The sequence below is a fragment of the Bacillus sp. LK2 genome (genome assembly GCF_001043575.1).
GTDB lineage: Bacteria > Bacillota > Bacilli > Bacillales > Bacillaceae_G > Bacillus_A > Bacillus_A paramycoides.
In genome coordinates this window covers 75,927-92,590 of the sequence record NZ_LDUK01000007.1, presented here as the reverse complement: position 1 = coordinate 92,590, position 16,664 = coordinate 75,927, and the positions used below count along the sequence as shown (strand labels likewise).

General features: G+C 34.2%; 15 protein-coding genes. 7 read left to right on the top strand and 8 right to left on the bottom strand.

Going from position 1 to position 16,664, the window contains the following annotated elements; genetic code table 11:
- Positions 1-189: 189 nt before the first annotated feature.
- From VK90_RS07940 to VK90_RS07930, 3 genes are all read right to left on the bottom strand, one after another.
- A complete protein-coding gene (locus VK90_RS07940; RefSeq protein WP_048371800.1) occupies positions 190-1,620 on the bottom strand; it encodes an IS4 family transposase in 1,431 nt (476 codons plus the stop codon).
- 269 nt (positions 1,621-1,889) lie between these two features.
- A complete protein-coding gene (locus VK90_RS07935; protein WP_231595843.1) occupies positions 1,890-2,747 on the bottom strand; it encodes a M23 family metallopeptidase in 858 nt (285 codons plus the stop codon).
- A 581-nt stretch (positions 2,748-3,328) separates the two neighbouring features.
- Positions 3,329-3,844 (bottom strand): TetR/AcrR family transcriptional regulator, encoded by a 516-nt coding sequence (locus VK90_RS07930; protein WP_048371795.1) that lies wholly within the window; start codon positions 3,842-3,844, stop codon positions 3,329-3,331.
- A gap of 395 nt (positions 3,845-4,239) precedes the next feature.
- Between VK90_RS07930 and VK90_RS27585 the strand changes: the two genes are divergently transcribed.
- Positions 4,240-6,450: an MMPL family transporter gene (locus VK90_RS27585; RefSeq protein ID WP_048371793.1), complete on the top strand. Its 2,211-nt coding sequence runs from the start codon at positions 4,240-4,242 to the stop codon at positions 6,448-6,450.
- Positions 6,451-6,708: 258 nt separating this feature from the next.
- Positions 6,709-7,932, top strand: a complete 1,224-nt coding sequence (locus VK90_RS07920; RefSeq protein WP_048371791.1) for an alpha/beta hydrolase — start codon at positions 6,709-6,711, stop codon at positions 7,930-7,932.
- 359 nt (positions 7,933-8,291) lie between these two features.
- On the opposite strand, the gene VK90_RS07915 is transcribed toward VK90_RS07920, so the two are convergent.
- The 5 genes from VK90_RS07915 to VK90_RS07895 all read right to left on the bottom strand — a co-directional run bounded on the left by VK90_RS07915 (position 8,292) and on the right by VK90_RS07895 (position 12,280).
- Positions 8,292-8,939, bottom strand: a complete 648-nt coding sequence (locus VK90_RS07915) for a lysozyme family protein (RefSeq protein WP_048371790.1) — start codon at positions 8,937-8,939, stop codon at positions 8,292-8,294.
- Positions 8,940-9,653: 714 nt separating this feature from the next.
- Positions 9,654-9,806 (bottom strand): hypothetical protein, encoded by a 153-nt coding sequence (locus VK90_RS30615; protein WP_231595842.1) that lies wholly within the window; start codon positions 9,804-9,806, stop codon positions 9,654-9,656.
- A 236-nt stretch (positions 9,807-10,042) separates the two neighbouring features.
- Positions 10,043-10,501 carry a DUF2262 domain-containing protein gene (locus VK90_RS07905; protein WP_048371788.1) on the bottom strand — a complete coding sequence of 153 codons (459 nt, stop codon included), beginning with the start codon at positions 10,499-10,501 and terminating at the stop codon, positions 10,043-10,045.
- Between the two features lie 609 nt (positions 10,502-11,110).
- Positions 11,111-11,578 (bottom strand): DUF6985 domain-containing protein, encoded by a 468-nt coding sequence (locus VK90_RS07900; protein ID WP_048371785.1) that lies wholly within the window; start codon positions 11,576-11,578, stop codon positions 11,111-11,113.
- Between the two features lie 126 nt (positions 11,579-11,704).
- Positions 11,705-12,280 (bottom strand): hypothetical protein, encoded by a 576-nt coding sequence (locus tag VK90_RS07895; protein WP_048371783.1) that lies wholly within the window; start codon positions 12,278-12,280, stop codon positions 11,705-11,707.
- Between the two features lie 220 nt (positions 12,281-12,500).
- On the opposite strand from VK90_RS07895, the gene VK90_RS07890 reads away from it, so the two are divergent.
- The 5 genes from VK90_RS07890 (at position 12,501) to VK90_RS07865 (ending at position 16,600) form a co-directional block, all read left to right on the top strand.
- A complete protein-coding gene (locus tag VK90_RS07890) occupies positions 12,501-13,475 on the top strand; it encodes a hypothetical protein (RefSeq protein ID WP_048371781.1) in 975 nt (324 codons plus the stop codon).
- 551 nt (positions 13,476-14,026) lie between these two features.
- Positions 14,027-14,326, top strand: coding sequence for a TIGR04197 family type VII secretion effector (locus VK90_RS07885; RefSeq protein ID WP_048371779.1), 300 nt, complete (start codon positions 14,027-14,029; stop codon positions 14,324-14,326).
- Positions 14,323-14,673: a DUF3958 family protein gene (locus VK90_RS07880; RefSeq protein WP_048371777.1), complete on the top strand. Its 351-nt coding sequence runs from the start codon at positions 14,323-14,325 to the stop codon at positions 14,671-14,673. The genes VK90_RS07885 and VK90_RS07880 overlap by 4 nt, the downstream gene beginning before the upstream one ends.
- A 4-nt stretch (positions 14,674-14,677) precedes the next feature.
- Positions 14,678-16,213 (top strand): deaminase domain-containing protein, encoded by a 1,536-nt coding sequence (locus VK90_RS30605; protein ID WP_053081376.1) that lies wholly within the window; start codon positions 14,678-14,680, stop codon positions 16,211-16,213.
- Between the two features lie 9 nt (positions 16,214-16,222).
- Complete coding sequence (locus VK90_RS07865) at positions 16,223-16,600, top strand: hypothetical protein (RefSeq protein WP_048371774.1); 378 nt, start codon at positions 16,223-16,225, stop codon at positions 16,598-16,600.
- Positions 16,601-16,664 lie beyond the last annotated feature (64 nt).

Sequence of the window (16,664 nt, the reverse complement as noted above, 5' to 3'; positions counted from 1 at the left end):
TAAAAATTTCGTTTTGGGGGTACCTTAAAATCTTAGGTTGATGGGCATGTGGCGGTACCCCATCGCTATCAAGCTAAGCTTATGCAAAGTCAATTTTGGGTGAGATTGTTTCTTTTTTCTAAAGGACAAGTGTAGGTGATTGAAAGATTTACATACGAAATAAACCCTAACGGGTTTCACTTTTTTGAATTAAGCGGCTTCATTATCAGACATGGTACAATTGTAAACGACACCTAATATATCAAAGACCGTTTTTTTCTCATATCGATGAGATTTTCGCCCGTTTTGCTGTAGGAGATTGAACAGGCGAAGTAACACCTTTGATAGCTCTTGGGTGTTTTTTTGTATAGTTTGGAATAGAAGAAGAAAATAGTCTTTAATCATATATATGGCTTTATACTCACTAAGCTCTCGTTTTTTCTTCATGAGGAGCAATTGGCGCATTTGAAACATGATAGAAGAACAGAGTAGAATGGCAATCAATTGACCATATAAATGGCACTCCAATCGTTCTGGTTTTATCTTTTTACAATGATGAATTTGAAAGAATGATTTCCACGTTTTAAATAAAATCTCGATTTGCCAACGTAAAGAATACCAATCATGTACTTGTCCCATCGGGACAATATCTGTAGGGGTATTTGTCATATATACATTGATACCGCTGAGCCTTTTACTACGAGGAGAATATGTCATTCCTTTCTTTTTCTCTCGAACAGCTTGATCTCGTAGACGTTTTTGTTGTTGTTCTTCGGTAAGTCGATGGACGATGACACGAGTTTGTACTTTGTCACTCATCCCTACATAAGCATCTGTTATTTCATAGGTTTGTCCTGAGTGAAGGGAATTCATCAAATTCTCCATATCTAACTGAATGTATTGCGTACTCTTCTTTATTCGTCCATCTTGGAAGTAATCTGGGTTAGGATTTTTCTGATAAATACGTGTATTGGATTTAATACGAGAGATATAGTAAGCTTTGTTATCGTGTATATGTTGAAGATCTTTGAGGTGAAAATAGCCTAAATCTCGGATACACAAATCATTGGCTTTCACAGTCGGGACGCACAAAGATCCGTAGGTTCGATCATGTTGTTTACCTGGTCCTGTATGAATGTGGAGGAACTGTCCACTTAAAAGGTCATATTCAAGTTGAATTTTTATCCCAGCTGTATGGCTACAACCTCCTGCACCTGGATAAACTGATGAAAATACATCTGGAAGTTGAAACGCAGTTGAATCTAAGATGCGAATACTCTTAAAAATAGAAGTATAGGGAGAAGAACACAACCTAGATGAAGATAATTTTTGGTTCAGAAGTTTAGCTAATACTTGTTGTAGGAACTGCACGGCTGCGGCGTTAAATCTTTGATTTAGTCCTTCAGGACTGATGAGTACTTCTGTTGATGCTTCTAAACAGCTAGATAATTGAGCTAAAGAGGTTGTAGCGATATTTTGACTCATCCATATACATAAAGCAACTAAATCTTTTGCTTGGTATTTACTGGTTCGTTGTACAAAACCAACATCTCTAGCAAGATCTCGTAAAACATCTGGAGATAAAAAGCTTTGAATCTCTTGAGCAAATAGTTGTAATTCATCAGATACAGAAATAGACATACAAAAACGCCATCCTTTCCTATGATTCTACTGTTGGTTTGGAATGAATTTTGATTAAAATGGAACTACAAACGCTGAATTTATAACATAAGAAAAACTCACATTTTGACAAAGAGTGATCAAAATGTGAGTTCAATTTGTTATTAGATGATTATTTTTTATAAAAACGTTTGATCACTTTTAGGTACGTTTTATTGAATATTAGCTCCCGTTAGCGGAATCACACTGATTAATTTTTCTGGATGTAAATTTTTGTAAATAGAAAATCGTTACTTTAATGAAGTATTTTGGGGTTTTATAACAGAATCTTTTTTCGGCATTAAATCACCATTTATATCTTTAAAAAATAGAGGTAGTCCTTCTGCTAAGACAGGGTGTATAACTTTAGTTGGATCTTGTCTTTGATGATGAATATGTAAATGAGGCTCTGAAGATGAACCGCTATTCCCAACACGTCCTAAGACGTCCCCTGGCTTTACATGATCTCCTACTTCAACAGGGACACTATCTTTTTTGAAATGGTTAAGTAAAAGATAAGTGCCTGTTTCTTTTATTTTTATATACACATGGTTTCCTTCCATTGAAATAAAATTTTCTGAGCCTGGTTTAATGTCAGCTTCATCACCCGAAACAGCAACTACTATTCCAGAAACCGGTGAATAAATTTCTTTATTCCATATTCCATAATCTTCATTACTATCACTATTAATATTATATGGTTCCATTACTAAATCATATGCCCATCTCTCAGATGCCCATGTTGCATGAGGTATATTATCTTTGACACTATTACCGCCCCAACCAACAACGGTTTTTTCAGTTAAAGGCCAACTTACAGTTACAGATGGCTGAGCATGTTTAATACTGTTTGGGTAAGCACAAAGAATAATATTCATGGTCATTAATATTGGAAAGATTAATACTATGTTTATCATTACATTAATAAACAACTTTAAACTTCTTTTCTTTTTAACAATTAAAATGATAAACATGACAAAATTAATTAATAATCCGAGTGCTCCTATGATAGGTAAAACTAATTTGAGTATTGTCCATGAATACGCACCAAATATATCACCAATAAAAAAAACACTGAGCCATAATAATAAAATGAACCCTATTAACACACAATTTAGATAACCAATCTTTCGCAATAATTTTTTGAAAATAAACCACTCCTCCTTACTTAGAACTAATAAGATTAATATTTTAGTAGGTTCCTAACCAAATCCGTTCATTTATTGCCAAATAATAAGAACCACCCTCCTTAAATATAACAATTTAAGGATAAAATTTCCATACAGCTTTAGGTGTAGATTCAGTTCGTTATTATTTTCTAATTAGGCAAACCTACTCCTATAGTAAAAAAAGGAACTTATCCTTAGAAAAAAATTATCTAAAAGTAACCAAATATCACAACATTTTTTTACGTCGTGACTTTATTCAAATCCACATCTACAGAAAAAATAGCGTATTTTTTCATTTTAGGGGGTATTTTGTTTTTTTAGCTTGATAGCGATGGGGTACCGTCAGGAAAATGCGGATTTACAACGCTAAGTCCATTTTCCTGACGATTCCTTCGCTTTCAACAACGTTAAGAAAGTTTTATATGAAAGAAAGTTTTGTTCTTTTAACCAAAAACGGTCGTTTACACAGCTATTTATGTGATGCCCATTTTTTAGATGTAATCAAAGGTAGAACAGTTGCATCATGAATTTGCCAAATTCCTTGTATCTGTTGTCCCATATGGAAGAATCTCGTATATTTTTGCAGCAAGTGCCTTGGGAGATTCCCTTGCCCCTCTTTTAATCCAATCGTTAACAATATTATAGATACCGCCTGCTAAAAACAGGATTTGCATTCTGCTCATGCCATGATTGCGCGTAATATCCGCTTGAAAGACCTTTTCCATTGTGTAATTCAAATAATCAAGCATCATACTAGATATATTTGCATCAATTAACTTTCCTGACGGTTTCTGTGCAGACACAAATCCCTCTATGATATATTCAATAATTAGCTGCATACTTTCATATGGATCCAAACTATCAACCTCTTTCAAGAAATGTTGAACAATTTCATCCACAGATGCTTGTACGACGTCGTAAACGTTGCGGTAGTATTTGTAGAATGTGACTCTGGCAACTCCAGCCTTTTTGCAAATAGCTGTTACGGTTATATCTTGCAGTTTATGTTCATGCAACAGTGCGCTCAATGCCTCCATAATATATCTCTGAGAGTGTATACTGTCTTCTCTTGACTTCCTCAAAGCTAACACATCCCTTCATTCTGTTCGTTTTAAGTGCAAATCATCACATAGTGCTTGAAAGATGAAAATTCACTGTTATACTTACACATGTAAGCACAATTGTTAACGTAGTGATAACGCCATTGTATAAGAGGACATCATTGCTGTCAATGTGTACCATTTTCTTTGTTTCCTATTGGCAATTTGCGGCGATTCTGCAAGCTATAAATAGGGAGGGATATTCAGATACAATTTATAATGAGCATTTTAAAATCTTTTTATATGAATAATATGCGGTTTAGTGCTTGTGCGTTTCTAGATTACAACGTAAGAACAAAACAAATTTTCGACAAGAATAGGGTGAGATTCAATTGGCAAAATATCTGTATAAGTTAGGACATTGGGCAGTAAATCATAGGAAAAAGGTTGTATTCAGTGCACTCGCAATTATGATTGCATTAGTGCTTTTTGCAGTCAACATGGGTTCCTCTTTCAAGGAGGAGCTGAGCATTCCGAATACACCAGCAGATAAAGCAGGAAAAGTAATTGAAAAAGAGTTTAAAGCGATGCAACCAGCAGGTGCCCAAGTAAAAGTGGTGTTTCAAGCACCAAAAAACGAAACCTTGGAGTCAGCGGAAGTACAACAGAAAATTGCAGAAGTTCTAGATGAGATTAAAAAAGATTCAGCTGTTGATTCTGTGGCAGCACCGATGCAACTGCAGAACCTCAGTGAAGATAAGACAATCGGATATGCAGTCGTTACGTACAAAGTGAAAGCGGAAAAGGTCACAGAAGCTTCTAAGAATAAGATTTTAGATAGTATTAAAACAACAAGGGATGCCGGCATTCAAACGGAGTTATCAGGAGGCGATATCAAGTTTTCCGACTCAGAGACTTCAGGTATGACTGAAATTGTCGGAGTACTTGTAGCCTTCGTAGTCCTGGCATTTACCTTTGTGTCTTTTCTGGCAGCTGGACTGCCGATTCTCACTGCGATAATCGGATTAGCGATTGGAATGCTAGGAATCATGATTGGGACCAATTATGTGGAAATCCAAACAGTTTCCTTATCATTAGCTGCCATGCTGGGACTCGCAGTAGGCATTGACTATGCGCTCTTCATTATCAATCGTTTTAGACAGCAGCTTGCACAAGGAGATTCTGTTCCAGAATCTGTTGCCATCGCAACGGGAACAGCGGGAAGTGCCGTAATCTTTGCAGGATTAACTGTTATTATTGGTCTTTTGGGACTGTCTGTTACAAAGATTCCATTCCTGACAGCGATGGGCGTATCCGCCGCCTTTACTGTGCTCGCAGCTGTGTTGGTTTCTATCATCATATTACCAGCCATATTGGGATTAGTCGGCCATAAGATTGCCCCATCTAAACAAAATCGATTCTTGCAAAAGATGACTGGGGCAGGCAAGAAACATGCTGGTTCAAATAAATGGGGGGAATTTGTCATAAGACGTCCTCTGATTGTTACGATTTTCGCAATCGGACTACTTGCAGTGATTACGATTCCATTTTTCCATATGAACCTTGGCCTGCCTTCTGATGGAACAACAAAGTCTACAGAAACGACAGAAAGAAGAGCATATGATTTATTGACGGAGGCATATGGAGAAGGATTTCATGCCTCTTTAGTGGTAGTGGCAAAATCAGAGGAAGCAACAGCTGAAACGCAAAATGCTATGAACACCGTTGCAAAAGAATTGGGTAACTTATCTGACGTGAAAAGTGTGACACCAGCTATCCCTGGTCCTTCTGGAAAGATTTATATGATTTCCGTCACACCAAAAACAGGACCTGACGATACAAAGACGAAGAATTTGGTAAAAGCGATCCGGGACAAATCGAACCAGACTGAGAAAGAAAATGGAATTGAACTAATGGTAACGGGCCCAGCAGCGATGAATATTGATATTGTGCAAAAGCTGAGTGATGCCTTGCCAGTTTTCGCTGCCCTTATTGTTGGACTTGCATATGTACTCTTAGTTCTAGTCTTTAGATCTCTGCTCATTCCATTAAAAGCAGTATTAGGGTTTCTACTTTCTCTTGGTGCTACGTTGGGAGCCGTGGTATTTTTCGTGCAGGATGGGCATTTCCAAAATATATTTGGTTTCCCGGCTGCTGGTCCGATCTTAGCTTTCTTGCCTGTCATTCTGATTGGCATTCTGTTCGGACTCGCCATGGACTATGAGGTGTTCCTAGTGAGCAAGATGCGGGAAGTATATACGCATACAAGCGACCCGAAGAGAGCTATTTTAGAAGGAATGCGGGAGAGCGGTAGAGTCGTAGTCGCAGCAGGATTAATTATGATGTCTGTATTTATTGGATTCATGTTGGCACCTGATACCATCATTAAATCCATAGGCATGGCTCTTACATTCGGTGTTTTCTTTGACGCATTCATCGTGAGAATGACAATCGTACCTGCGGTCATGACTCTCATGGGTAAGTCAGCCTGGTACTTGCCAAAATGGCTAGATAAAATTTTGCCTAACATTGATGTTGAAGGAGAAAGCATTATCCATCACATGGAAAACAAAAGTGAAAAGATATATAAACAGAACAGTTAAAGTTAATTCATAGTTGTATTCATAAAAAAACCGCTTCCCTATAAAAGAGAAGCGGTTTTTTAGAGAAAGTATAGATTTTCCTCCGCTAATTATGTAAATATATAAAAGGACATTATCGCTGTCAATGTGTGCCATTTCCTTTGTCTCCCATTGGAAATTTACCGCCATTTTTCAAGTTATAAATAGGGAGGGATATTCAGATACAATTTATATTAAACATTTTAAAATTGCTTTTTTGTTATGGAGGAATATAAAAAAATGAAAAAGAAACAACAAAAACAATCAACCTCTTGGCGTCCTAGAGGTTTTATTCAATGGTTTCTGACAGTTCTTACAGTACTAGCATTAGCTTTTATTGGTAGTTTGGCATATTATATTTGGAATCCATCAGATTTTAATGTCACATTAAGAATTTCTAATATAATGAGTCTTTTGGCAATGCTTACATTGCAAATGCCAATGTTTTTAGTAATTCTAACATTATTTATAATTGTGCTATTACTATTAGCTGTATGGAAAAAAGCCTTAATCGCTCGAGCATTGTTGATTCCTCAATTATTACTAGTATTATTTTTAATAATAGAGCCAATTACTCAGACGTTAAACTATGCTAAAAACGAGAATGTTTCCGTTTCGCTTAGTTCTCATTTTTTTGGTAAGACAGAGATAACATCAAAAGTCACACAGGACGTTGTATACGGTACAACCTCTGATGGTGTGGAATTAAAGCTTGATGTGTGGCCAGCTCATGGAGACTCAAAAAAATCACTTCACCCCGCTGTTATCATGTTACATGGAGGCGGCTGGGTTGAGGGTGATAAAGGTGGTTCACCTCATTGGTATCAAAGACTTAGTGAATTAGGATATACTGTTTTTGATGTACAATATCGTATGCCACCTCATGCGGGATGGAAAGATGAAGTAGGTGATGTAAAATCAGCAATAGGATGGGTAGTAGAACATGCGGATACTTACAAAATTGATCCTAAAAAAATAAATGTAATGGGGCAATCAGCAGGGGGGAATCTAGCTATGCTAGCCGCCTATAGTATGGGGGATGAACAGTTACCACCTTCTACTAGCGTTTCACCGGTACCTATTAACTCTGTGATTAATATATACGGTCCGTCTGATATGACAGAGTTTTACAAGAATAAACGAAGTCCTGACTACGCGGAAGATGTATTGAAAAAGTATATAAAGGGTACACCTGCACAATTCCCTGATCGTTACAAAATACTCTCTCCAATCAGTTACATTAATGAAAATACACCTCCTACTATTTCATTTTATGGAACAAGTGACCGAGTTGTCCCAGATGAACAAGGTGAAATTTTAGACAGGAAGCTGAGAGAAAATAGCGTTTCACATGAATTCTATCTTCTTCCAGGAGCTGATCACGTTTTTGATGTAAAATCAGGTAGCTTGAATACGCAATTTGCTTTTGAAAAAGTAAAAGCCTTTCTTCAAAAACACAATTAACAAATATAGGTAAAAATAATTTAAGAAGGTTTGTTTGCATCATTGTAAAATATAAAAATAAGTGAAACACGCATTTTGAAAAAACTTAATCAAAATGCGTGTTTTTAGTATAAATCTAGTAATTTTATCAATGGTACAAATTGTACTTTTAAATTGTGGAAATTCAATGAATATCATATGCACGTAAGGTGGTCATCTCCCTGTCAAGTAGACAATAATAAAGATACGGTTTAAAATCTTTTATTTTTGGAAGCATAAGTTTGCCGCAAACAAAAAGAACCATAAGCTTGCCGTTCTGGCAAACTTATGGTTCATATCACATTAATAACTGACGGTATCATCACATTTCATTCTACTGCCTATTTAGAAGAGTCATGTACATTTTGGAGAAGTTCTTCAATAAGTTTTGTTTTTTCATTCACCTTTGTTGCATATGTGAAATCACCATAACAATATGGATACCTAAAATTATTTTTATTTCCACCACAAGTGTACATCGCTGGATTTTGATCAACTTTCATCTTAGAAAACTTTTTAGCCGACTCCTCCGAGTGTTGTTTAACTTCTTGACTGGCAATAAAATCAATATACCCTGGTCCCATATTATAGCTTTGAATAATTGTATCCATGCTAACATCTTTTTCCGTTCCATATTTGTACATTTGAGCAAAGTGTTTTACCCCTTGTTTAATGCTCAAGCTTGTCTCTTGAAGTTCATTTGGCTTTAATCCAAGTGATTCAGAAGATTGCATAGGGTCGTTGCCCTCACCTCTACTCTCTTGGTACATAATACCTAACAAAACTGCTGTTTTCTCTCCCAAGTTATATTGTTCTAATTCTTTTTTCAAAATGGGCTCATATTGCAATAAACGTTTTTCGGTAGCAAGTACTTTATTTTTATGATTATTGGTTTTATGATTAAAATATAGTATTCCAAGCATTGTTCCTAAGCCTAAAATACTAATAAAGAATAATATAATTATTCGTTTTTTACTCGTATTCTTCATATATTCCTCCTCTTATAAGAAACTCCATTTTTCAATGGAGGTTTGTTCATTACAAAATATGTAATGAACAGCTAATTCCCTGATCCTTTTTAGATCCAAAATTATTTCTTTTAAGTTTAAAGTTTAATATGGAAATCTAAAGATTAAGTAAAGATAAAGTAAAGTTAAGATAAAGTTCATTTTTTAGAGTACTTTAAAAAGATATTGGTACAAACGGATATGAGGGAAAACTTGTTGATATGAAGAGAAATAAAAAGAGCAGCTAGCAAAAGCTAACTGCTCGGATCTCCAAGGAAGAGTGAAGAAAATATTATATCACCAACAAAGAAGAACAATATAAACTTGACAGTTTTTATGCATTAACTGTTGAATATTTATGAGTTTGGCAATACCCTCAGTAAGCTTATTTTTTTATTTAGAATAGGGAATTATGAAAACGTAGGCTTACGCCTACTGACATTCATCTCCCACCTAAAATTTGTGTTTCACACCTTCACATTTTTGAGGAAGGAGTCTTCTGTCGGAAAATGATAAAAAAATCAACCGCCAATTACAGGCAATCGATTTTTTTATTTTTCTAAGATATGTTGAAGTAACTCTTCAGTTGCATCCATTTCGCCTATTACAGGATTATTATAGTCACTTGCACAATCAAGATATGCTCTTACCCCACCGGAAATATTGAAGTCTAATTTAGTTAAAGAATTATTATCTTTAGTTTCTAAAGTATCCAGTGCTTTTTTTATAACGTTTAATTATATCGTCAATCATCCGTTTTTGTTTTACTTCATTTTGTTCTTGAAGGGTTTGAATAACATTACTCATTTTTTGTTTTAATTCAATAATATCTTGATCTTGTGAAATCATTTTTATGCCTCCAATATTAAGATTCGCATCCTTTGGAACTTTAATCCCGACTTCATACATTCTACTGTTTTTTTCCATTCTGGTAAAAGAGTTGTCTCTTGAATTCTATTTTTCGCAGGAACAGTTGTAGCGAAGCCACCTTTAGTTCAATAAAGAATAGTATTTGTTACATATAATTTAAGAGTTGTGAATTAGCGAAATGTCGCGTTATTCTCGCAATTTTCATCTAATTAAAACTACACTTCTGCATTTAATAACTTGTAATCATTATCAAAATAGGCATGTATCCTGTGTCCACCAAATAAATCTCCATCATGATATTCACAGTATATATCATTTGCTCTAATTTCGATGTCATAGAGGGTAATTGCTTTTGTAAATTTTTCTTTAGTTACATCATATTCTCCTGCATCTACAGCATCCCAATTTAAATGTTCATCATTCTCATCATACTCAGGCCAAAAGTCATTTTTATAATCAATCATTTTCTCTGCTATGGCTACTTTAGCCTTTTTATCAAATTCTTCTACATATAAAAAAAGCTTCTCTGCTCTTTTAATCATCTCATTAACATCGACATATTCATTTCTAATATCCAATTGCCAATGTATTTTACCCTTATTTTGCTGATATGCTTTACAAGCCTCATTAAAGATAAACACTCCAATTAATTCACTTTTTATTGATTTTTCCATCTCCTAATTTCCTTTCTATTAATATAATCCTCATCCTCCATCGATTACATCGACATATTCTTGATTTTTATCACTAATTCATTATAGAAATTAATTACTCCTTCTTAAACCACTCGTTAGTTTAAGAGAAACCTTCACAATCTCATCTGAAATTTCACATGAATATTCAATGTTCTTAAAAGGCATTGCTGTAACTTTAGAATAAAGTTTGATTAAATTATTACTAATAACCTTGATTTAGAGGCAAGTCTAAAGGGCATGTTTTGAAAAAAGATTGATCAAAACATACCCTGAATTATTGTGATAGATTAACTTATTTATAAAAAGTTTAATCAAAATACATTTAGTATTCTTCAATCGAAAAGGAATAAAACGATGCAACTTTTTTCTAAACGGTACATCTTTTTTATAAACAATACGACTTTATTTCAAAGCTACAACAAATAATAACTGTATAGAAATAATAAAGTTATTTAATAATATATTGAACTATACAAATTTATTCACATAAAAGATAATAAAGATGTTTAAATCTATTAAACAAAAGCACCTTTTAGTTTAATAAGAAAATTAGTATATTTTTTGATTACATTTCTATGAAATCATACATTAAGCATAATTCCAATCTTTTCCGATATCACAATCCCCATATGGATTTATTCCATTAAATGCTCCAACATACATAACTTTCCCACTGCGAATGATCCATTCCATACCATGTTCTTCTTCCCATGTGCAATTTAATTCTAAATCAATGACAGGTTCAGATTTATTTTTAGGATTCGGAATACATATAGTATTTGGTGTAATATGAGGTAGAACATCTGTCAGTTTAGAAAATTCTATAATATCTTCACCTATATCATCAAGAAATTCATTACAGTATCTAATAGATGCTTTACAAAGTTTATTTTTCAGTTCTTCACTTAAAGAATTTAAGTATGTTATACATAGCTCTGCGTATTCGATATCTGCATCTTGGTCTATGTATACCAGAATATTTTGATCAAATAATTCGAAATAGGCTTCTCCTTCTAATTCGGAATTTTCATTGGTTTTAAGGTTTTTAATAGCCATTTCATTTAATACCTCCTTTAAATTGAATTTTTCTATTATAAGGGGTCTCTATTTTTTTAAGGTTATTAACTAACTATATTTAAACTAATCGGAACAATGTCCCCTATTTTAGATACTGTTAGATTATTAAGAGTTTGATGGATACCAAGAAAATTTTATATCGCTATCAAGTGGTTTACCGTGTGTTTCCTTGTTAATTAGGCTATACCATTTGTTTAATATTTGAGCCTTTGGTAATTGAGAGGCTGGGTCATCTTCCCAGATAATGTGTGAAAACCAAGCTTTTGTTTCCCATTCAAATTGTAATTCTGCAAACGAAATTGTAGGATGATCTGCTTCGAGAAAGTGTTGGTTTACAGCATCTGAAACTTCCGAAGCTTGTGGTAATAACTCATTTTTAATTCTATTTTTTATTTCCTGATTTTCTATTTGATCCCAAAAATACAATTGTCCGTTTATTTGATAAAAAATATCAAATGAAGCCTCTCCCTTTTTCATATTAAGCAATAAAAAAGCACGCTCCACATTATTTCCAGCGGCTTTTACAGTATTAATAAGTAAATTTTGTGCCATTGAGACCCAATAGCTATTGGCTTCTTCTAGTGGGGATTCAACATACAATTCTTCATCTAATTCATGGATAGTGGCCTCTTTATTGTTTACTTGTTCCACCTTTTTAAAAAATCTACTGAAAAAACCCATGATTTCTCCTCCTCTTTGTGATTTCCTTGTAATATATTTTAGTAATTAGATAATATTGACAATGCAATCATATCATTTTCACATGAGTTATGAAACCAAGCTAATAAATGGAGTTTGTTCTTGTATTACTTACATTCATTTGAGAAACTGAATGTAAGTAAGAGTTTGTTTTAAGTTGTAACCGATAGTACAGTTTCAATTTTGCAAAGATGGTGGGGAAATGGAAGAGAAAAACATAAAAAGTAAGAAGTATTATAGAATTGCTTTTCTTGTATCAACAAGTTACATTTGGTTTTTGATTTTAGCAGCATACAGTATAGGTATTCCGCGATATATCGAGTTACTCGGGGGGATTTTTCTAATTACAGCCTTTACATTTTACTTTTCAGTACCTATTTTTTATATCGCTTTGCCTTTAGTATATATTCGGGTTGTACTTTCCTGTTTCCGTATATATACTACAGAGCGAATGTTGGCTTATTATGCACTTTCTTGTTTCGTTTTAGGGCTTGCTTTATTTGTTCCTTTAGCAATGTATCATTTTTATGAGGAGAACTACATTTTCGCGAAACAGGTTCAGGAACAACGTATTGAAGAAAAAGTAAAACATGAGGTTGAAAAAACTAATGGTCCTATAAAGATTACATATGTGACAAAGGAAAGTAGGGTGCAAGCGAATGAAGGTACAGGAAGTCCGGAATATTCCAAAATAAATATTCATTTTGAGTTAGTTAGCTGTGATGCACAAAATGAAGGAAAGAGCGGATTTTCATGCAAATCCTCTGTCGAAGCGTACTACAAAGATAAAAAGTGGCTGGTAGATTATAATTCAGAAGAAAATACAGGTGTTCTAAATCTATCTAAAGATAACCAACATGCTGTAGAATTAGAAAAGCAGTTGGCTCTTACACCAGAGGAAGAAATGAATATCCGTAATATTTCTGAATCGAAAGCGATTCAGTATATGAAAAATGAGTATAACTTTGATTTAACAATTGTTGAACAAGTCTTTGACAAGCATACGAGTTCCTATAAAAAAGAAAATAGATCATCAAATGCGATTCATGCCCTAACGATTGAAGGATATGTAAATACAGATGCTCAAAAGAATGTCACAGTTAGGGTAGAATACGATCCCATTACAAAGAAATATTGGACTCATATCATTGAAATGAGTGATGAAGCTAAAAAGTAGATAGAAAACTTTTTTACAGAGTTTGGAAATGTAATTAGGGACATGGCCAGCAATATTACTCCAATTCTTTGGGCGAGCTGGCATATTGCAATTCATGTCTCTGGTCATTGGGATGTTGATATAGCAGCTATTAGGGGTCACCATACATACCCATCAAGCTAATATTTTGATGTCCCCCAAAATAAAAATTTTATCTCTTCACAGTTAGTTTTCTATGAGAATTCAGTTCATTTTTTTGTTTTTGGATATTTGCTTTTCTTAGCTTGATGGGTGTGTGGTACTACCCCATGCCCATCAACTTAAGAATTTACACCCCGAGGATGAAAATTCCGTGTATTTTTGACAGAAAACAGCTTGTTTTTTCGGTTTGGCGGTACTTCAAAACCTTAGCTTGATAGCAATGGGGTACCGTCCCATCATGCAAAAAAACTAATGAATTAAGAATTTTGTATTTGATATGTGACATACGTTTCGAATAAAAGACGTTTTGATGTTTTCTTGTTTTATTTTGATATACTTAGTTGAATTTTTTAGACTAAGGAGGTAATACATTGTCTGCTATTAAAAGTGATTTAAGTGGAGCGCAACAAAAAGCGACTGCTTTAAAAAGTGCTACAGACATGATGATTCAATCTTCTTCAATATCAAGTGAGGCAGATACACAAACAACGGTTGCTGGCAATAAGAACGCACAAGAAGCGATTCAGATTGCACAAGAAACAGCTAAACAAGTCGCACTTGCTATTGCTACCGCAGCTAACAATATACATAGTGTGGCAGAAAATTTTGAAGCAATGGATCAATCAGCGAGTCAAACTGTATTCAACCGAATGGGAGCGTTGAATTCATGACACAAGCAGAATGGGAAAAGTTGCATCAAGAAGAACGGAAGCTCATAGAACAAGAAAAAGTAATGACAAAAGAGATAAGACAAATAAAACAAGTAAAAGATATGTATGATGACCACTTTAGGAACTCCAAGCGTGTAATGGATCAACTGAGACATCTATTTCATAAAAATGATGAACGTACTTTTTATGAAACGACAATGAGTGAATTTTCAAGGGAATCCAAAAAAATTATGGATTCTGTAGACGAGGGAGAACGAGAGTTAAAGTCTTACTATAGAACCATTGAAAATAAGTTGAGTGATGTAGCATCTGAAAAAAGAAAAGCTTCCATGGCTGAGAAAGAGTGAAAATATGAGTATTAACATGTATGTTTCATCCTCTCAGAGACAAGCATCAAGCGCAAGTAATATGTGTAAGCAACAGATTCAAGGGTATGAACAATTACAAAAAGCGATCAATGATTTTACTATGAACAGTCCTTTTCTAACGGGAAAAGCATATGACTCGGCAAAGAAATATTTTTCTTCGGTCTTATATCCTCTTGCACAAGCAGGTATACTTTTATCTGAAGCAGTCGAACGATCGGTTAAGAAATTTCCAGAGACGTATGTTGCTCAAGTAGATAGTGGCGATTTGAAACAAGCAGAGTTAGAAATGAAAATTCGTGAAGTTAATGCATTGTTATTACAGGCAGAGAACATTCAAAGTAATCTAATGTCGCTTAATGTACCAGATCTTGTTGGTATGAAAACAGCCCAATTATCAGCTAATTCAACGCTCATTTTTATGTATCGTGGTGTTAAGAAAAAGTTAGAAGAAAAATTACAAAAGTTGTTAGCTTTTAACGCTAGTTCTCCTCATATATTTTCAGAAATCGCCTCTTTACAGCAAGCCGTTAATCAAGGATTAGCCCAAACAAAGACAGCATGGAATGCTTCAAGTGGTACTTTTACGATTCCAAGTTCAGAGGCCCTAAGTTGGACAAAAGGCATTCAAGAGAAATGGAAGGATTATGTTGAACGCCATGAACCTAAGATAGAGGTACGGGTTCAAAAGATAGATGCTGGCCTTAGAGGGGAATTCACAAAGTATGAAGTGTATGTCGACGGAATCCTTGACAAGGATAAAACGAACGAACTCATGTGGATGGTTACAAATCAGTCTATAGGGCAGACAATCCATTTAGTAGGCGATTTTGCATTGGTTAATGATATTTATCGATTAATAATGGGTGAGGATTGGCTATCGAAAGAAAAAAGTAATAGAGTAGAAGCAGCTGGATGGCTAGGGTTAGCATTATTGCCTTATAGTAAGTTGACGAATATAGCAACAGAGATAAGAGCAGGAAATAAACTTTTGAAAGGCGTCGCACTTTCAGCAGATGAGCTAAAAATATTAAATGATGCAGGATACTTTGACAAAGTCATAAAAGTTGAAAATGTTGCGAAGGCCAGCGGACTTACTAATACTCAAAAGATAGAAAGATTCCAAAATAGAATTAATGATATTAGAAACAAAATGCCAAACTCTAAGTTGAAAAATCAAGGTAACATGGCGGCGGCAGATGTTAATATTAAGGGATTGCCTGATGAATTTATCGCACATAGTAAAATTCATGGGCCAAATAGTAAAGGAGCCGATGTAGGTAATTTTTCCCCAGCATCAGAAAATAGAATTTTCAAGTCATATACGGTGGATAAATTCCCAAGATATAATGATACTGAAGCGAAAATTTTAGAAGATATTGCTTCTCGGGTTAAAGACCCAAATATTTCTGGTAAAATAGATTTGTATACTGAATTACCAGCATGTCAAAGTTGTACAAATGTTATTTTAGAGTTTAGAAAAAGTTTTCCAAATATAAAGCTTAATATATTTACAAAGTAGGTGAAAAGTGTGGAAGAATTAGGTTATTTAGAAGCTAAAGAATTGGTAGTAGATGATTATAATGATTTTATTGAAGATGAAGGATTTACTCCTAGCCAAGCAATAGCAGCCACCTTTGAAGAATCAGTATTAATGGTGAGGAAAAGTAAAAAGGTGTATGTATCTGTCATAATGACACTAGCTATATTAAGTTTAAAACAAAATTTTATTCCTGATTATTTATTAGAAAGATTAGATAGTTTAAAAGAAATTGATGCTTTAAATGATGAAGAGAAGTCCATTTATGAAGAAGAGAAAATGAACTTACAGAAGTTATTAGATACACAGAATTACAGTATTGATAAAGATGATGTTTATAAGTTAAGAGTAAATATGTTATTAGAATAATTTAATCCATGAACTAAATCAAAATCAGCGTCTGAAATTGAAACTGAGGGAAAAATAAAGTCTT